The 16,686-nt window shown below is 68.9% G+C and carries 18 protein-coding genes; 7 read left to right on the forward strand and 11 right to left on the reverse strand.

The annotated features are described in order from the left end of the window. Nucleotides 1-397: 397 nt before the first annotated feature. A complete protein-coding gene (locus ACIBK1_RS32490; RefSeq protein WP_396739543.1) occupies nt 398-925 on the forward strand; it encodes a hypothetical protein in 528 nt (175 codons plus the stop codon). Nucleotides 926-1,079: 154 nt separating this feature from the next. After that, the gene (locus tag ACIBK1_RS32495) at nt 1,080-2,486 is read left to right on the forward strand and encodes a PepSY-associated TM helix domain-containing protein (RefSeq protein ID WP_142651614.1); all 1,407 of its coding nucleotides are present in this window, start codon (nt 1,080-1,082) and stop codon (nt 2,484-2,486) included. A 195-nt stretch (nt 2,487-2,681) separates the two neighbouring features. Here ACIBK1_RS32495 and ACIBK1_RS32500 read toward each other — a convergent pair whose 3' ends face one another. The 7 genes from ACIBK1_RS32500 to ACIBK1_RS32530 form a co-directional block, all read right to left on the reverse strand. Further along, nucleotides 2,682-2,819 (reverse strand): hypothetical protein, encoded by a 138-nt coding sequence (locus ACIBK1_RS32500; protein ID WP_167530296.1) that lies wholly within the window; start codon nt 2,817-2,819, stop codon nt 2,682-2,684. Nucleotides 2,820-3,365: 546 nt separating this feature from the next. Beyond that, nucleotides 3,366-3,971: a superoxide dismutase gene (locus ACIBK1_RS32505; RefSeq protein WP_142617307.1), complete on the reverse strand. Its 606-nt coding sequence runs from the start codon at nt 3,969-3,971 to the stop codon at nt 3,366-3,368. A gap of 162 nt (nt 3,972-4,133) precedes the next feature. After that, a complete protein-coding gene (locus ACIBK1_RS32510) occupies nt 4,134-4,796 on the reverse strand; it encodes an ABC transporter ATP-binding protein (protein ID WP_328709735.1) in 663 nt (220 codons plus the stop codon). Then, nucleotides 4,783-5,730 carry an ABC transporter ATP-binding protein gene (locus ACIBK1_RS32515; RefSeq protein ID WP_328709736.1) on the reverse strand — a complete coding sequence of 316 codons (948 nt, stop codon included), beginning with the start codon at nt 5,728-5,730 and terminating at the stop codon, nt 4,783-4,785. The genes ACIBK1_RS32510 and ACIBK1_RS32515 overlap by 14 nt, the downstream gene beginning before the upstream one ends. Continuing rightward, nucleotides 5,727-6,581 (reverse strand): ABC transporter permease, encoded by an 855-nt coding sequence (locus ACIBK1_RS32520; RefSeq protein WP_142617310.1) that lies wholly within the window; start codon nt 6,579-6,581, stop codon nt 5,727-5,729. Before ACIBK1_RS32520 ends, ACIBK1_RS32515 begins: the two co-directional genes overlap by 4 nt. Continuing rightward, nucleotides 6,581-7,564 carry an ABC transporter permease gene (locus ACIBK1_RS32525; RefSeq protein WP_142617311.1) on the reverse strand — a complete coding sequence of 328 codons (984 nt, stop codon included), beginning with the start codon at nt 7,562-7,564 and terminating at the stop codon, nt 6,581-6,583. Before ACIBK1_RS32525 ends, ACIBK1_RS32520 begins: the two co-directional genes overlap by 1 nt. Next, complete coding sequence (locus ACIBK1_RS32530; RefSeq protein WP_147942104.1) at nt 7,561-9,165, reverse strand: ABC transporter substrate-binding protein; 1,605 nt, start codon at nt 9,163-9,165, stop codon at nt 7,561-7,563. The genes ACIBK1_RS32525 and ACIBK1_RS32530 overlap by 4 nt, the downstream gene beginning before the upstream one ends. A 65-nt stretch (nt 9,166-9,230) precedes the next feature. On the opposite strand from ACIBK1_RS32530, the gene ACIBK1_RS32535 reads away from it, so the two are divergent. Together ACIBK1_RS32535 and ACIBK1_RS32540 are read left to right on the forward strand one after the other, a co-directional pair. Further along, nucleotides 9,231-9,776, forward strand: a complete 546-nt coding sequence (locus tag ACIBK1_RS32535; RefSeq protein WP_142652669.1) for a GNAT family N-acetyltransferase — start codon at nt 9,231-9,233, stop codon at nt 9,774-9,776. A 361-nt stretch (nt 9,777-10,137) separates the two neighbouring features. Then, nucleotides 10,138-10,500 (forward strand): hypothetical protein, encoded by a 363-nt coding sequence (locus ACIBK1_RS32540; RefSeq protein WP_142617314.1) that lies wholly within the window; start codon nt 10,138-10,140, stop codon nt 10,498-10,500. A 41-nt stretch (nt 10,501-10,541) separates the two neighbouring features. Here the strand turns inward: ACIBK1_RS32540 and ACIBK1_RS32545 are convergent, their stop codons facing one another. Beyond that, nucleotides 10,542-10,760 (reverse strand): hypothetical protein, encoded by a 219-nt coding sequence (locus tag ACIBK1_RS32545; protein WP_142617315.1) that lies wholly within the window; start codon nt 10,758-10,760, stop codon nt 10,542-10,544. A gap of 507 nt (nt 10,761-11,267) precedes the next feature. Here ACIBK1_RS32545 and ACIBK1_RS32550 point away from each other — a divergent pair. From ACIBK1_RS32550 to ACIBK1_RS32560, 3 genes are all read left to right on the forward strand, one after another. Continuing rightward, a complete protein-coding gene (locus ACIBK1_RS32550) occupies nt 11,268-11,687 on the forward strand; it encodes a MobC family plasmid mobilization relaxosome protein (protein WP_142617316.1) in 420 nt (139 codons plus the stop codon). Further along, a complete protein-coding gene (locus ACIBK1_RS32555) occupies nt 11,684-13,126 on the forward strand; it encodes a relaxase/mobilization nuclease domain-containing protein (protein WP_396739546.1) in 1,443 nt (480 codons plus the stop codon). Before ACIBK1_RS32550 ends, ACIBK1_RS32555 begins: the two co-directional genes overlap by 4 nt. A 1,076-nt stretch (nt 13,127-14,202) precedes the next feature. After that, nucleotides 14,203-14,766 carry a hypothetical protein gene (locus ACIBK1_RS32560; RefSeq protein ID WP_396739547.1) on the forward strand — a complete coding sequence of 188 codons (564 nt, stop codon included), beginning with the start codon at nt 14,203-14,205 and terminating at the stop codon, nt 14,764-14,766. Between the two features lie 6 nt (nt 14,767-14,772). On the opposite strand, the gene ACIBK1_RS32565 is transcribed toward ACIBK1_RS32560, so the two are convergent. The 3 genes from ACIBK1_RS32565 to ACIBK1_RS32575 are packed head-to-tail and all read right to left on the reverse strand — an operon-like array spanning nt 14,773 to nt 16,681. Further along, complete coding sequence (locus ACIBK1_RS32565; RefSeq protein ID WP_167530297.1) at nt 14,773-14,988, reverse strand: superinfection immunity protein; 216 nt, start codon at nt 14,986-14,988, stop codon at nt 14,773-14,775. 27 nt (nt 14,989-15,015) lie between these two features. Next, on the reverse strand, nt 15,016-15,651 hold the full coding sequence (locus tag ACIBK1_RS32570) for a hypothetical protein (protein WP_147942102.1): 636 nt from the start codon (nt 15,649-15,651) through the stop codon (nt 15,016-15,018). Next, the gene (locus tag ACIBK1_RS32575; RefSeq protein ID WP_147942101.1) at nt 15,620-16,681 is read right to left on the reverse strand and encodes a toprim domain-containing protein; all 1,062 of its coding nucleotides are present in this window, start codon (nt 16,679-16,681) and stop codon (nt 15,620-15,622) included. The genes ACIBK1_RS32570 and ACIBK1_RS32575 overlap by 32 nt, the downstream gene beginning before the upstream one ends. Between the last annotated feature and the right edge of the window lie 5 nt (nt 16,682-16,686).

A 16,686-nucleotide genomic window follows, 5' to 3' on the forward strand; every position in this document is an offset into this window, starting at 1 on the left:
CATCCGCATGCGGGTGACGTACCAGCGGTCTTTCTTCTTCGGCCGTACGACGAAGCCGGTCGCAGGACCCTCTTGCCGGTCGAGAGCGGGACGTAGGAACCGGTCGTCCCCGGGGCTAAAAGCACCAGCCGCGCCCAGGCCAGCCTCGCCCGGCCGACGCTGGTGCCGAAGACCTGGCCATCGTCTGATCTACCCGTCTTGTGAGCGTTTCAGGAGTTCCTCCGGCTGATTCCGCAACCGCGGCAGGCTGTAGAGCCTGGCCAGGCCCCATATGAAGGAAATGGACACCCATATCCGACAGCGATCAAACATGTCAAGAATGGAAGGTATATGGGCGTTCTGGGACGATTGCGCTGTGCATGTCGGCGGATCGTCCCTGCGTGCGTTACGTGCCGCGGTGTTCGCGGCAGCGTGCGTGCTGGTCTCAGCCGCTCTGCACATGCTGGCCGGCGGGGCTCCCGTGCGCGGGGGAACCCTGGTCGCCGCAATGGCGCTGACCTGGCTGGGCGCGTTCCTCCTCGCAGGCCGTCAGCGGGGCCTGGGGGTCCTGCTGAGCGCTTCCTTCGGCGCGCAGTACGGGATGCACCATCTGTTCACTCTCGGCGCCGCGCACGCGTCGCCGTCGCCGTGGACGGGTGAGCACGGCACCGGTTTGGGAATGCTGCTGATCCATGCCGCGCTGGCGGTCTTGTCCGCCTGGGTGCTGGAACACGGTGAGTCGGCCCTGGCGTTGATCGTGCATCTGGCCGTCACGCCGGTGCGCGGTCTGCGGGCCGTGTTGCGCGTCCTCGCGGGTGCGCTGGTCGGCATCGCCGCACCCTCTCCCCGCCCCGTGGTGGAACCTCTCCTCCGGGTCCCTCGTCGTTCCGACTTCGTCGTGGTGGTCGCTCGGCGCGGTCCGCCTCTGGCCGTCTCCGTTCTCTGATACGGGCTGCCGCCTGCCATTGGCGGCATCGGCTCGCCATGCCGTACGCCCGTTTTCGCCGCCCTGAACCGCGCTGAACGCGGTCCGCGGCGTAACCCCCCTACGCAGGTGACGCGTACCTGTCGGTGTGCGCTCGCCGTGAACGGAGAACCCCATGACTTCTACCGCTGATATTCAGCGTGCCGTCGATCCGGCCCGGCCTCCCCAGCCCAGGCGTGCGACCTGGGCGGTGCTGCGCCCGCTGGTGCTGCGCCTGCACTTCTATGCCGGAATCCTCATCGCCCCCTTCCTGCTCGTGGCCGCGACCACGGGCCTGCTGTACGCCGCCTCTTTCCAGATCGAGAACGTCGTCTACCGGCATGAGCTGACCGCGCCGGTGACTCAGACCAGCGTTCCCCTGAGCGAGCAGGTCACTGCGGCTCGCCAGGCGCTCCCCGAAGGGAAGGTGACCGCGGTGCGGCCCGCGGCCGAGCCCGGCCTGACCACCCGGGTGCTGCTGGACGTGCCGAACCTGCCCGAAAGCACTCAGATGGCGGTCTTCGTCGACCCCGGCACCGGTCAGGTGCGCGGCACGCTGGAAAGCTACGGCGGCTCCGGCGCGCTGCCCGTACGCGCCTGGATCTCCGACCTGCACCGTCGCCTCCACCTGGGAGAGCCCGGGCGGATCTACAGCGAGCTGGCCGCCAGCTGGCTGTGGGTCGTCGCCCTCGGCGGGCTGGCGCTGTGGCTGAGCAGGCGTCGCCGCAACGGCCGCCGCCTCCGTGGCCTGCTCACTCCCGACCGCGCCGCCACTGGGCTACGCCGCACGCTGTCCTGGCACGGCTCGGTGGGCTTGTGGGCCGTGCTGGGCGTGCTGTTCCTGTCCGCCACCGGCCTGACCTGGTCGAAGTACGCCGGAGAGAACATCGGCGAGCTGCGTACGAGGTTCGGCTGGGCGACTCCGTCGATCAGCACCGATCTCGGTGAGCACGCCGGGCACACGGGGCACGCCGGGCACGCCGCGAGCGGCGGCCAGGCCGGCGACACCGCGGACGTGGGAATCGACAAGATCGCGCAGGCGGCGGCCAGCTGGCGGCTGTCCGGCCCGCTGGAGATCGTCCCGCCGGCCGAGCCCGGGGCCGCGTACGTGGTCAAGGAGATCCGCAAGACCGCTCCCACGCGACTGGACCAGCTGGCGTTCGACCCGGCGACCGGGCAGTTCGTGGGCGAGTTGCGGTTCGCCGACTACCCGCTGGCCGCCAAGCTCACCGAGTGGGGCATCGACGCGCATATGGGGCTGCTGTTCGGCCTGGCCAACCAGATCGTCCTGGCCGCGATCGCAATCGGGCTCGTCACGCTGATCGTGCTGGGCTACCGGATGTGGTGGCGGCGCCGTCCGACCCCCGGATTCGGCCGGCCCTACCCCCGCGGCGGTTGGCGGGCGGTGCACTGGGGAGTTCTGGCGCCGCTGGCCCTGCTCGCCCTCGTCGTGGGGTACTTCCTGCCCCTGATGGGCATCTCCCTGGCCGCGTTCCTGGTGATTGACACCCTACTCGGGCTCCGTTCCAGGGTCGCCGGCTAGGCGCATGGCTTGTGCAGCCGGAGCCCGGATCCGCGAGAATTCGGGCTCCGGCCACATCACCCGCCGAGTGGTGAACAGTGGGCGTGTGTGGACATGACCGTGATGCGCGTACGGCGGGGAGGGCGCGGTTACGGAGCCTGGGGCCTGTAGTAGCGGGCCCGGCTCTCGCGGTTCGTCGCGGGCTCCCTTCGCGCCTCAGGCGGCGAACAGGAGAAGCAGGCCCACGACGGTGTAGACCACCATCAGCACGAGCAGGGGGATCTGGCCGAGGACGGCGGTCCGGCGGGGGGACGGGGCCAGCGCGCGGTCGTGTGCCAGGACGGTGCCCAGCACGTGGCCGATGACGATGACCGTGACCTGGAGGGTGGCGACTCCGGCGGGGGTGGTGCCGAGCGCCTGGGTGGTTCACCCGGCGGTGCCGAGCCAGTTCGCGCCGGTGTCCAGCGGGTCGGACAGCAGGGCGATGGTCCGCTGCCCATCCAGGAGGAACTCGGTGGCATCGGCCGGAGGTGCGGCACCCTCCGCTACCCCGGTGACCGTGGCGGACAGCCCGGATCAGGAGACTGGCATGCCGGGCTGGATCTGGGCGGTCGTGGCCGCGCTCGCTGTTCTCGAAGTGGCCGCCGTCCTGCTGGACGCGGCAGGAAACCGTCGACGCCGCCGCTCCCGGACAGCTCGGAGGACCCCGGATCAGGACCGGAGAACGGTGAGCGCGACTGACGGACGCGGCGCGAGAGTTTGAAGGAGGCTCGTTCGCGCCTCTCCGCATCAGGTTGTCGGGGCTGGGGAGAGAAGTCCCGGGCGGCGGCCCGTGGTTGGAACAGTGCTGCGGAAGGATCTCCTAGCACCACGGGCCGCCGCGGTCTTGGGCGGGAAGGTTCAGGCCACGCCTCGCGCGGCCTCAAAGCGGGAAGTCACGTCGGTCCAGTTGACCAGGCTCCAGAGCTTTTCGACGTAGTCCGGCCGGACGTTGCGATACTGCAGGTAGTAGGCGTGCTCCCAGGCGTCGAAGACCAGGAGCGGGGTGGTGTTCATCCCGACGTTGCCGTGGTGGTCGTAGACCTGCTCGACGACGAGCCGGCGGGAAAGGGGCTCCCAGGCCAGAACTCCCCAGCCGGAGCCCTGCACCGTGCTGGTCGCGGTGGTCAGCTGCTTCTGGAACGCCTCGAAGGAGCCGAAGTGCTCGTCGATCGCGTCGCGCAGTGCCCCGTCGGGCCGGTCACCGCCGTCCGGTGAGAGGTTCTGCCAGAAGATCGTGTGCAGGACGTGCCCGGACAGGTTGAAGGCGTAGGTCTTCTCCAGGCCGACCAGTCCGCTGAAGTCGCCCTTGTCCCGGGCTTCGGCGAGGCGATCGAGGGTGTCGTTGGCGCCCTTGACGTAGGCGGCGTGATGCTTCGCGTGGTGCAACTCCAGGATCTCGCCCGTGATCGCCGGTTCGAGCGCGGCGTAGTCGTAGGGCAGGTCGGGCAGGGCGTACTGGCCCATCAGGTCCCTCCAAAAGCTTATTGCGAATCACTTGCAACTACATCTATCACGCAACACGAAGGTGTGAGTGTGATCGCTGTGATCGTCGAACTCGAACCTCCATCGGGGTGCAGGACCACGCTGCCGCTGTCCGCGTCGATCGCTGTGAGCGGATCGACGTCGTCAGGCGGCAGGAGCCATCTCAGACAGGTGACGGATGGATCCGCCGGACGGTCCGGTCCAGCGGATGAGCAATTCGTCGTCGTGGGTGATGGCCAGCACTCCGGCCCCCGATTCGAGGCGGTAGGCCTCCAGCCGTGCGACGAGATGGGCCTGGGTGGACGCGTCGAGCATGGTGGTCATCTCGTCGCAGATCACGTAGCGAGGGCGGAGGGTGAGGCTCCGGGCGACGCACGCCCGCTGGAGCTGACCGTCGGAGACCTCATGTGGGCGGCGGGAGAGCAATTCGGACGTCAGGCCCATCTCCTCGGCCAGTTCCCGCGCGTGCTCGATCGACCAGTGGGCGGCGCGGAGGGGTTCGGCGATAACGTCGAGCAGGGTGAAGCGGGGGTCGACGGCGAGCCGGGGCTGTTGGAATATCAGTGCGACCTGGCCGCGAAGCTCGCGTGGGACGCGGTGGCGCCAGCGGCGGACGTCCACTCCGTCGACGGTGAGCCTGCCCGCGGCGGGCTTCAGTAGCATGGCGAGCACGCGGGCGAGCGTGGACTTCCCGCAGCCGCTCGGCCCGGCGAGTCCGGTCACCTGTCCGGGCGATACCTCTATGCCGACGCCGCCCAGTACCCGTTGGCGGCCGTAGGAGACGACGACGCCCTCAGCGCGCAACATGGCTCTCCAGAGGGTGGTGGCAGGCCACCCGGTTGTCACCGAGGGGTGGCAGGGGCAGTCGTCCGCAGTCGTCGGTTGCCCTGGCGCAGCGCGGCCGGAAGGCGCACCCTCCGGGCAGATCGGTGAGCTCGGGCGGCTGGCCGGGAATCGCGGCGAAACGCCGGGAAGGCAGCGCGTCCAGCAGCCCTGCGGCGTACGGATGACGGGGCCCGGTGAAGAAGTCGGCTGCCGGTTCGAGGGACAGGATACGGCTGGCGTACATGACGGCGACGTGGTCGGCGACCTGCTGCGCCGCCCGCAGGTCATGCGTGATGAGCAGGACGGCCCGGCCGTCGTCGGCGAGGCGGCGCAGCTCGGTCATGGTCGCCTCGACGAGGGGGCGGTCGAGGCCGCTGGTCGGCTCGTCGGCGATGATCAGCCACGGGTCGCCGGCGAGGGCAATCGCGTTGACCACACGCTGCGCCATCCCGCCGGAGAGCTGGTGGGGATAACGGTCGAGGTCAGATGGGCTCAGGCCTGCCCGCTCGGCCAGCGTGTCGGCTCGATCGGGGTTGCCGAGCTCGCGCAGGGCCTCGGTGAGCTGGGCGCGCGCTGTGCGGACCGGGGTGAGATGCGTGGCGGGACTCTGCGGGACGAGCCCGATGCGTCGGCCCCGCACGGTGCGTGCGAGGACCTTCTCCGGTGCCGCAATCAGGTTTACGGGGGGTGTGTCGCCGGACTCGAGCCAGGCGGCGCCCTCGACCGAGGCGTTGCCGGGGAGCAGGCCCATAAGGGCGTGGGCCATCACGGATTTGCCGCAGCCGGATTCTCCGACGAGGGCGAGGCACTGACCGCGCCGCACCTCGAAGTGGGCGTCGGTGACGGCCCGCACGGTGGCGCCGGGTAGGTGGAAGCGAACCGACAGGCCCTCGACGCGGAGACGTGGTGGTTTCACAGCTGCAGCTCCGATCGCCAGCGCGGATTGGATCGGTCGCGCCAGTACTGGGCGAGCGCGGAGATCGCCAGGGTCGGCAGGAAGATGAACAGGCCGGGGAACAGCGAGGCCCACCAGTTGCCGGCGAGCAGGGACCGCGCACCGTCGTTGATCATGTTCCCGAGTGAGGCGAGATGGGCCGGCAGTCCCAGGCCGAGGAAGCTGAGCGCGGTCTCGTGCCAGATGGCGTGCGGGATCATCAGCACCGCGGCGAGCATGATGTGCGGTATCAGATGGGGCAGGAAATGGCGGCGCACGATCCGCAGCCGCCTCGATCCGCCGGAGATCGCGGCGTCGACGAACGGCCGGGCGCGCAGGGTCAGGACCTCGGAGCGCACGATCCTGGCCGCGGTCATCCAATGGGTGAGCGCGACCGATACGACGACGGCGGTGGTGCTCGGGGTGAACAGCGCGACGATGAAGATGCCGAACAGCAGGTGCGGCACGGAGTTGAAACCGTCGACGATCCTCATGATGAGCCGGTCCAGCGTCCCGCCGGCCGCTCCGGCGGCGAGCCCGGCCAACGTGCCGATCGTGACAGAGACGACGGCCGCGGCGAGACCGACGAGCACGGAGACGCGCAGGCCGTACACGGCGCGCAGCAGCACGTCGCGGCCCACCTCGTCGGTGCCGAACGGATGCCTGAGCGAGGGCGGCAGCGAGGCGGCGTGAAGGTCGACCAGTTGCTGGTCGAGCCTGGCGAACAGCGGCACGAGCACCACGGCGAGCAGGAGCAACACCAGCGTCACCGCGGCGCCGCGTGGGAAGCGGCGTCGGGAACGTGTGAGCCCACCCGCGACTCCTGTCGCCATCAGCTCACCCCCAGGACCCGCACCCGCGGGTCGGCGATCACGTACGCGGTGTCGGCGAGCAGGTTGCCGGCGACCACCGCAAGGGTCGCCAGCAGCGTGAGCGCGGCGAGCAGCGGGAAGTCCGCGGCGAGCGCCGCCTGCACGGACGCGGAGGCCACTCCGGGCCAGGAGAAGACGGTCTCGACGAGGATCGCCCCGGTGACGAGCTCGGGAACGCGGGCGCCCAGCAGGGTGATGAACGGCAGCAGCGCCGACCGGAGCGCGTGGCGGACGACGACCGTGCGTTCGCGCAGGCCACGGGCCCGGGCGCCGATGACGAAGTCCTCCCGCAAGGTCGTGATCAGCGACTCGCGGACGAACAGCACCAGCCATGAGGACTGCGAGAACGCCAGGACGGCCACCGGGAGGATCATGTGCCGGAGCACGTCGGCGGGCTCCACCGTCCCGGACGCCGCGTCGGTGAGGCCGCCGGGAGGCAGCCATCGCAGTCTCACGGCGAATATCCAGATCACGATGAGCGCGGTCCAGAACACCGGAGCCGCTTCGTTGGCATAGGCCGTGCCGCTGATCAACCGGTCGGCCCAGGAGTCACGACGCCAGGCCGCCAGCGACCCCAGCACGAGGCTTGCGGCCAGCATGACGACCATGGCGCAGCCGGCCGCGAGCAGGGTCCATCCCAGCCGTTCCCCGATCACCTCGGCGACGGGCCGGTGCATGCTCCGTGACTCCCCGAGATCGCCGCGGAGCAGGTTGCCGAGCCAGGTGAGGTACTGCTCGGCGAGTGGCCGGTCCAGACCCCAGTTGGCCCGTATCTGCCGGGCGATCTCCGGGCTCGTGGTCAGCGCCCGATCGCCGAGATACTGCCGCACCGGATCAAAGGGCGACGCCTTCGCCAGCACGAACATCCCCAGCGTGACGACCAGGAGCAGCGGCGCGGTGAACGCCAGCCTCCATGCCGCCATCCGTCCCAGGGCGCGCGTCATGCGGCGGGCTTCCACTCCGCCAGGGTGCGGAACAACCCGCCGGTGGCATGCTCGTGCGCTTCCACGGCCGGAGCGATGCCGGTCCACTTCCCGCGCACGACGTAGACGTGCTGGAGATAGACCAGGTAGGTCCAGACCTCGTCGTCGCGAATGCGCTGCTGCAAGGCGTCGTAGGTCTGCTTGCGCACGGTCGGGTCGGTCTCCGCCCGCCCCTTCTCCAGTAGGGCGTCGACGTCAGGCTCCTTGTAGTGGCCGGGATTGAAGAATCCCTGGCCGGAGAAGCTGGAGTGGAACATCTCGTAGTTGATGTAGTCGGGGTCGTACGGACTTCCGTAGCCCATGATGAGCGCGTCCTTGGCCATGCGGGGTTCGATGGCGTCCCAGTCCAGCCCTGCCAGCCGTACGTCGACACCGATCTTCTTGGCGTCCGAGGCGACAGCGAGGGCGAGATCCTTCCGCAGGGAATCGCCTGCGGGGTACATGAGCGTGAAGGAAGCGGGCGTTCCGTCCTTCACTCGGACGCCACCCGAGCCCGGCTTCCATCCCGCCTGGTCCAGAAGCCGGGCCGCCTGGTCGCGGTCGGGGGTGGGCGTGCCGTCCACGGCCGGGTTGTGCCAGGTGGTGCCGGGCGCCACGGGACCGAAGGCCGGCCGACCGGCACCCGCGAGGATGGCCCCGACCATGGCCGAGCGGTCCAGCGCCAGGCTCAGCGCCTTGCGGATGGCCTTGTCGCCGGTGACCGGCGCGTCCAGGGGGAACATCACACCGCGGTAGTCCGCGCTCGGCACCTTGTAGACGGTCAGGCCGACCTGGTCTTCGAAGCGGGCGGCCGCCTTGGGTGGCAGCTCGGTGGCGTCGAACTCGCCCGCCGCCATCCGGGTGGCGCGTACGTTGTCGTCGGCCGAGTACGCCATGACCAGGCGTTTGATCGCCGGGGCGCCGCCCCAGTACGACTGGTTGGCCTCCAGGACGACCTTGTCGCCCGGGGTCCAGGACACGAACCGGTACGGTCCCGTTCCGACAGGCTTGGTGTTGAACGCGGCCTTGTCCAAGCTCTGGCCCTGCAGCAGACGCCGCGGCACGATGCCCAGCGTGGCGCGCTGCAGGATCGGCGCGTAGGGATGCTTGAGATGGAACACCACCGTGGCCGGATCGGGCGCTTCGACGGACTCGATCGCCGTGTAGTCACCCCGGATGCCGGAGTTGTTCTTCGGGTCCAGCACGGCCTGATAGGTGTAGGCCACGTCATCGCTGGTCAGAGGCGTGCCGTCGTGGAACCGCACACCCTGGCGGAGGGTGAAGGTCACGGTCGTGCCCTTGACGTCGGGCAACCGTTCGGCCAGCGCCGGCGCCAGCGTGAGATCCGCATTACGCCGGACCAGACCGTCGAACAGTAAGGACCCGCCATCAGGTTCATAGCCGAGCACCGGGTTCAGTGTGTCCGGCTCAGAAGCGAGACCGAGGACGAACGTGTCCCGCGTTCCCGGATTGCTCGACGAGGTGCCAGGTGACGATGGCGCCGTGCAGGAGGCGGACAGGCCGAGGATCGCCACCACGCCGAGCCGGGCGAGGGTGACAAACCGGGCACGGAGGATCTTCATGGGGCGAAGGTAAAGCGCCCAGGCAACTTATTGCAAGTTATTCGCAACTGCGAAAGACTTGCTATGTGCTGGTGGATGACCTGGACGCGGCCGAAGTGCTCAGATGGCAACAACCGATGCACGATCTCTACATCGAATGCTTCTCCGTACCGCCCTGGTCAGAGCCGGAGGAGCGCCTGCGTGCCTTCCCCTCGCGACTCGCGGGCCACGTGGCGCAACCCGGGTTCCGCTCCGCGCTAGCCTCGGAGGACGGCACCTTGCTCGGCGTCTGTTACGGCTGGCCCGCACGCACGACCAGAGACGCCGATCCGCTGATAGAGCAGGTACACGACGCGGTCGGTCCCGCCGCCTTCGCGGAGATGTCGCGCAACGCCTTCGAAGTAGTGGAACTGATGGTCGCCGGAAAAGCGAGAGGCAGTGGCCTCGGCAGGACGCTTCTCCACCGTGTGGCCGGTGGATGCGAACGAGCGTGGCTGCTGACGTTGAAAGACAGCCCGGCCGCTCGTCTCTACCAGCATCTCGGATGGATGTCCAAGGGCGAGTTCGATAGCTCTGCCGGTCACCGCCTCGTCGTCTACGCGCGAGAGAACCACGTCTCCGTGAGCGCATGAGCGGAAATTGGCCGGTACGGCGATGCGGGGACATGCCTTGTACGCCTCTGAGCCCAAGGTCTGCCTTTCTCCTCCGTGCTCGTCAACCGGGTCGGCGACATCTCCAAACGGCAATCGCCCACTACGACCCCTACAAGGTGAATTGATGGTTCACGCCGGTGACGGCAACCGCGCTCATTCAGCTGGCCATCACTTTCCTGCAGATGCCAGCAATGAGGCGTGTCCTGGTTGTACGACGGCCAGAAGAGCCCACTTGAGTTGTTAGAAACAGCCTCGCAAATGCTTGAAGTGCAAGATCGAATACTTAGAGTAGGGACGGCTGTCGAGGATCAACGGGGGAGACATGGCATCGAGGGCAGGGTTGTCCGTCGCGCTGCTGGCCGGGGCGCTGGTCTTGGGGACGGTCGGATCGGCGCGGGCCGGCGCGCCAGGCTGGAGCGATGCTTACGGCGAGGGCCGCGTGAGCGTTCCGGCGGATCGATCGATGATCAAGGTCTGCGACGGCAGGAAGGACAACGTGGCCTACAAGGCCGTGTGGCACAACGACAATCCCGTCGACGCGCGCAAGCCGTTCGAGGTGCGGGCGCCGCAGGGCGGCTGTGCTACCGACAGTTCCCTGTTCGGATCGGTCAAGGTCTTCAAGCTTTGCCAGGGGGAGATCGGTTCGGACAAGCGCGTCAGGTGGGGTGCCTGCAGAGCGGCGGTATGGCCGGGCGGCCGCTGACCGACCCTGCTCGGGGCGGCGCGACTGTCGTAGGCAACCGGTCAGCCGCTCGCGCCGCCCCCGAGGGTGTGCTGAATCTCGCCCTGCTTCTGCTCCACCACTGTCTTGATCAACGTGGCCAGGCCCAGTGCGACGCCGGCGATGATGGCCGTGATGATCACCCACTCAACGGCCGAGGCTCCACGCGTCGGAGCTGTTCGCGCGTGCTGAATCCGAACACCCAGGTACGCCCGCAGGTAGATGGCCCAGGGATGGTTCACTCCGCCTCGACATCCTTCGTAGCTGTGCGGGGTGAGGCATTGCGGAGCCCACCCTCTGTTGCTTACTGAAACCGGCGATGTGCAAATTGTCGCCGACGTGGCGCTCTCTGGCAGGCAGAACCAGCTCGGAATTTGGAACTCCATCCCACGCCTTCATGCAGCGGCGAGGTTCAGTCTCCTGCGCCGTTTGACGCCCCCGCCTCGTGCTAGTTCTGCCGTTCAGGCGACAGCCTCTCCCTGTCACCTCTAAAGATCACGGACAGTACCTGCTGGAGTACCGCGACGTGCCCGAGGCGTTGGAATGGCGGCAGTCGGTCCACGGCGCTGCACCCGCAGTCTGAGTCCCGCAGGGCGGGAGCAAGATATTCGTAATGTCCCGTTACCGCTGCATCCGGCGGGATGTGGCGGGGAACATTCGTGATCAGAACCGCCCACTCCCGCCACTGGTTCGGGGTGGGTTCTGATCGATTGCGACCGGGCGCGGTCGTCGGGGGAGCGGTCACGAAGATGTCTGATGAGGGAGAGGACACCGGGTCCAGGCAGGTGCGGCAGCGGCGGCGTCAACGCCAGGCGGTGCCGCGGCCGCATGTGGTGAAGTTCGTGCTGACCGAGGAGGAGTACGCCGACTTCCGCACGGCCGCCGAACGTCTTGGGCTGGCGCGCGGGGCCTATGCGGCGGAGGCGGCCCTGGCGGCGGCGCGGATGGTGAACCCGCCGATGCCCGACCCGCTGCGTGAGGCGTTGATCGAGCTGATGCACGCCGCTGGCCAGGTGCGCCGCATCGGGGTCAACCTCAACCAGGCCGTCGCGGCGCTCAACGCGACCGGCGCCGATCCCGGCAACCTGGTTCCGTACGCCGCCGCGTGCTTGCGGGCGGTGCAACGCTTGGACGGAATCGCGGAAGGCGTCCGGAAGGCGATCCGGTGATCGGAAAGGTGATGCGCGGGCGCCGCGTCGGCGGGTTGCTGTACTACCTGTACGGCCCGGGCCGGGCCAACGAGCACGTCAACCCGCACATCGTCGTCGGGTGGCGGCATCCGGCCGAGGTGGAGCCGTCGCTCCGACCGGAAGGCGGGCGGGATTTCCGAAATCTGATCGGATTGCTCAACCAGCCGCTCGCCGCGCTGGGGGAGCGCGGTTACGCCGAGCCGGTGTGGCACTGCGTCGCCCGTGCCGCACGCCAGGACCGCATCCTGAGCGATGACGAGTGGGCGCAGGTCGCCCAGGAGATCATGACCCGCACCGGTCTCGCGCCGGCCGACGATGACAACGGCGTGCGCTGGGTCGCCGTGCGGCACGCCGACGACCACATCCATATCGTCGCCACGCTCGCCCGCCAGGACGGCACCAAGCCCCGGACCTGGAACGACTTCTACCGGGTACGGGAGGCCTGCCAAGCCGTCGAGCGCCGGTACGGCCTGCGCGTGACCGCACCCGGAGATCGGACGGCGGCGCGCCGGCCGACCCGCAGCGAGACAGAACAGACCCGGCGGCGCGGGTGGGATGAGGTGCCGCGGACGGTGCTGCGGCAGCACGTCGTAACCGCAGCCGCCGGAGCGGCGTCGGAAGAGGAGTTCTTCCGGTCGCTGGAGGCCGCGGAGGTGCTGGTGCGGCAGCGGATGAGCCAGCGCAATCCAGGCGAGGTGACGGGGTACGCGGTGGCGCTGCCGAAGCATCGCAACCGCGCCGGTGAGCTGGTGTGGTTCGGCGGCGGCAGGCTCGCCGCCGACCTCACTCTTCCGAAACTCCGCGCCCGGTGGCGCGGCGGAAGCGATCACCACCCCGACGGAACGGGTGCCGACGAACGCCGGGAGATCTGGGAGCTGGTGGTGACGGCTGCCCGTCAGGCCGCCGCGCAGCTGCGCGAGGCCACAGCCGGCGAACCGGGCGGCGCGGCGGACGTGCCGGGCGCCACCTCTGATTTGCTTCACGTCGCGGCGCGCCTGCTGAAGGACCAGCGGCTTCGCAATGCCGCGGAGGCATTCGACCGCGCCGCGCGAGAGCCGTACGCGCGGATTCCGCCCCCGACACGAGCAGGGCTGGAGCTGCGGAGGGCCGTGCGAGGGCTCGCTGCCGGGGCGCGCGGGCCCGCAGGATCGCTCATTGCCGACATCGCGGCGCTCGTCGCCGCCGTGGCCGAGCTCCGTACGGCGCAGGGCAGGATGGCCCAGGCGGTCGCGGCACGAGCGGCCGCGCAACAGCTCGCTGTGGTGTCACCTGCGGCGGGTGCCCCGGTGCGGCTGGCCGCGGCGGACTTCCCGCAGCCCGTCGCCAGGCCGCTCGGCGCGGATTCCGGCCAGAATCCTCGCTCGTCCGGGCGTTCCGCCGGTCCTCTGGCACCGTCCGCGTCACCCCGGCATAGGTAGCTGGAAGATCGTTATTTTGCTCGTGCGACTCGGCTCTGAGCTGCGCTGTTGCACCGGCCTAGCTGCCTATCGTGGTTGATCATCTTCGCTTCGTGATCGACCCGGGGGTGCCGTCGTGACAGCCAGCAATCCGTTCCGAGGCCGGACGGCGATGTGGCGGTCGGCTGCCGCAGGAGTGCTGGCAGGCGCCGCAGCGCTGGCCGGGGCGGGGACGGCTCAGGCGGACCCGCCGCCCGGGTGCCCGCACCTGACCGGTACGGCAGGCCGGTACGTCGACAACACGAAGTTGTGTGCGGCCATGCAGCGCGAGGTGCAGAACTGGCTCGCTGGTGACAGCATCGACGTGGGCCGCGCCGTACGGGACTCGTGGCGCGGGCAGGCCTCGCAGCCGGCCCCGGAGCAGTCCCAACAGGTCGTACGCCTTCCGCAGGTTCCACAGCAGCCGACAGCTGCTCCAGCCGCCGCACCTTCTCTCATGGCTACAAAGAGTCCCGAGAAGGTGGCGGCGGCGGCGCCCGTAAGCCGTGACGGTGAAGCGGAGGAGCATCACGTCCGGAACCGGCCCCGGCGCGATCACCGGCGGACGCTAGGCCATCCTGCGGCGAGCCCGGCAGCAACGGCCACGAGGGAGAATCCGCAGGTGATAGAGGAGGTGGCGGCGAGACGTGGGCTTGACCATCGGCCAACGGCAATCATCGCTCGAACGCCCTCAGCCAAGCCTCTGACGCGGCCAAAGAGGAGCCCGGCACCGCGGTCGACGCTCAGCGAAGAGCATGAGCCGGCTCCCTATGCAGCGAACGCCACTCTGGAGTCGTCGGCGTCGACGATGTCCCTGACGATTCCCGTCGGCCTTGCCGCGCTGCTTGTGCTCGCCATCGCCTACCACCGACGACGTCAGTGTGTCGGCGCTGCGGTGATGTGGTGGCGGCGTACCCGTCTGACCAGGCAGGGCGATCGGCTGGTTCGCTACAGCGAGGTGAGGGACATGTTGCCGTTCCCACCGGTGGAAGCCTCGGAAGAGGCCGGTCACCGTCATAAGGTCCGACGATGATGTGCCGGTCACAACGCTCGACTCCATGCTCGAACAGGAGTCGACGAGCTTGGGTTACCTCGTCGCGCTGGCGGCCATGAACGGGACGGGACTCACCGGACCGGGCGCGGAGAACGTGACGCGTGCCATGGTCCTGGAGCTGTTGGCCGGGCGTCATATGGCGGCTCGCGTACTCGTGCCGCGCGAAGACGCGGTGCGCCTGTTCGGCGAGGAAGCGCTACACACGGCGAATCCGGGGCTCGTGGTGCTCGACACCATGCAGGAGGTAGTGACCGAGCTGGAAGTGGAGATCGTCAGACGAAGCGGGCAGCGTACGGACGCGAGAGTTCCGGAGGGCCAGTCCTGGTTGTTCGTCATTGCCTCGCCGGGTGCCGCAGCTGAGCGGCTGCACCGAATCGTCCAGGGCGGTACGGAGGATCTGATTCTGGGGGTCTTCCTCGGCGACTGGCCGTATGGCATCACCTGCACCGTCGACGAACACGGCGTCATCCTAGATCTGGAAGGACGCTCGGCCCCAGCCTGGACCGCGCATCGCCTGGCGATCTGCAGCCAGTCCGACGCGGTTCGGCATCTGGAGGGCTGTGATTGACGGACGTCATCGGCGGTCGTGGCGGATGGGCAGTGCGAAGGCCAGGAAGAGCGCTGCCGGCCAGCCGATGCAGGTGAGGCCGCCGAAGAAGTTGAACGCTATGAGTAGAAGGACGTTCTCCACGCCGCGTAAGAGCCCGATCAGCGTTGGCAGGAGGTACAGCACAACGAGCAGCAGGATCAGGCCGATCCAGAACAGGTAGCTGTGCGCGAGGGCGTCCACCTCTCCCATCCTTTCGTAATCGACCGATCACGGGCGGCGATTAAGAGTAGCTGTCCGAGCTGGCTGCGCCGTAGCTCCTGCCGTCGCCCTGGTGCTGCCACACGCTTCGACAACTTTGTCGATGGTGTGCGGGAAGTCCTCCTGGGCGAGCCTCACGACCGGAGGCAGCTGAGGCCGAACGGGCGCTGGATATCCGGTTCGCGGGCATGGCTCTCGGGCGAACAACGGGGTGACTTCCCGCATGGCCGCTTCGGGAGTATGTCCTTCGACTCGCAGCCGGTCATAGCGGTTCATTGCGTACGGGTGGAGCTCTCGCAGCCGGCTTTCGCATCTCAACAGTGCGCGCTCGGCGCCCGGGTCGTTCGTCGCGTACGGCAGGGCCGCTCCCCAGGCGCGGCTCACCTGCAGCAGGTCGGCGGTGCGCAGCCATGCCGGGTCGTTGGCGGGCAGCCACTGCAGTCGTGCCGCCCGATGGGCGGCGCGTTGCTTGGTGCGGAGGGCGTCTGCTGCCTGACGCTCCCGCTCGGCCTGTTCGCGTACGCGCTGGGCCTTCACGTGCAGCCACACCTGAACTGCCGCCGCGGCAGTAGGGGTGACCTGCACTACCTTCTGCATGCCGTGGGCGGCTGCCTCACGGAGTGGGTCCGCGTAGTGGTCGTTCATTCGCTCTCCTCTCGCCCGAGCGTGTGGTCGTGCTGCCGGATGTGGGCGCTGCCGGGAAATCGGCGAGGGCCAGCTGGGCGGTCACCGAATCGGTGGTGGTCTCGGTGACGGTCGCATGGTCGAAGTTGAGCTGCGCGGCGACACGGGCGACCTGCCGGGCGACGTCACGGGGTGCCATCGTGGCGATAGCCGCACCGGCGGCGCGAAGTGCGCCGACACGCCCTTCGGCGTACTGCAGGGAGTCGTGCCAGGGCTCGATGGCGGCGTCGGTCACCAGGTCGGCCAGGGGCCGTACTCGCACACGAAGCAGTGCCGCAAGCCTTTGGGGGCCGGCGTCGCTGAGTACCGCAGCTGGATCCCAGTCCGATGGGAGCACGAAGGCTTCCGCCGTACCGGCGTCTTTGAGTAGCGAGTAGGAGCGTGCCGCGGCTTGCCGCCCGGCGCGGTCGCCGTCGAAGGCGACCAGCACACCGTCGGCGCGCAGGTCGGCGGCTGCGTCGAGAGCCCTGACCTGGTCGGGGGTGAGGCTGGTGCCGCACAGGGCGAGCCCGGCCAGACGACCCCCGCCGGCGACGGTGACGGCGATGGCATCCAGGGGGCCTTCGGTGATGACCGGCTTGGCCCCGGCGCTGAGCGTGTGCAGGCCGAACAGCGCCCGTCCCTTCGCGTAGATAAGGGTGTTCGGGCTGTTGAGGTATTTGGGTTCGCTCGTACGGCTGCGACCGATGAAGGCGATCGTGGTCGCGTCGCGCTCGGTGATGGGGAACATGACCCGGTCGCGGAAGAAGTCGATGAGCATGCCGCGGGTGGTCCGCCGGGCCAGGCCGGAGGCCTCGATCGCGGTGTCAGGGAAGCCGAGGCTGCGCAGGTGTCTGGTCAGCGCTCGCCATTCGTTCGGGGCGTAGCCGATGCGCCACTGACGCTGCACGTCGTCGTCGAATCCACGCTGACGCAGGTAGTCGGGGACCCAGCTGGTGGAGACGTGGGCCTGGAAAAAGCGTTCGGCGTGCTCGTGGATAGCGAGGAGCATGAGGT

The sequence above is a fragment of the Microbispora rosea genome (genome assembly GCF_044460045.1).
GTDB classification, from domain to species: Bacteria; Actinomycetota; Actinomycetes; order Streptosporangiales; family Streptosporangiaceae; genus Microbispora; species Microbispora rosea.

Coding starts and splice junctions, on each gene's coding strand:
- ACIBK1_RS32495 (WP_142651614.1), top strand. CDS start 1,080: ATGACTTCTACCGCTGATATTCAGCGTGCCGTCGATCCGGCCCGGCCT.
- ACIBK1_RS32505 (WP_142617307.1), bottom strand. CDS start 3,971: ATGGGCCAGTACGCCCTGCCCGACCTGCCCTACGACTACGCCGCGCTC.
- ACIBK1_RS32510 (WP_328709735.1), bottom strand. CDS start 4,796: ATGTTGCGCGCTGAGGGCGTCGTCGTCTCCTACGGCCGCCAACGGGTA.
- ACIBK1_RS32520 (WP_142617310.1), bottom strand. CDS start 6,581: ATGGCGACAGGAGTCGCGGGTGGGCTCACACGTTCCCGACGCCGCTTC.
- ACIBK1_RS32525 (WP_142617311.1), bottom strand. CDS start 7,564: ATGACGCGCGCCCTGGGACGGATGGCGGCATGGAGGCTGGCGTTCACC.
- ACIBK1_RS32530 (WP_147942104.1), bottom strand. CDS start 9,165: ATGAAGATCCTCCGTGCCCGGTTTGTCACCCTCGCCCGGCTCGGCGTG.
- ACIBK1_RS32550 (WP_142617316.1), top strand. CDS start 11,268: ATGTCTGATGAGGGAGAGGACACCGGGTCCAGGCAGGTGCGGCAGCGG.
- ACIBK1_RS32560 (WP_396739547.1), top strand. CDS start 14,203: ATGCTCGAACAGGAGTCGACGAGCTTGGGTTACCTCGTCGCGCTGGCG.
- ACIBK1_RS32570 (WP_147942102.1), bottom strand. CDS start 15,651: ATGAACGACCACTACGCGGACCCACTCCGTGAGGCAGCCGCCCACGGC.
- ACIBK1_RS32575 (WP_147942101.1), bottom strand. CDS start 16,681: ATGCTCCTCGCTATCCACGAGCACGCCGAACGCTTTTTCCAGGCCCAC.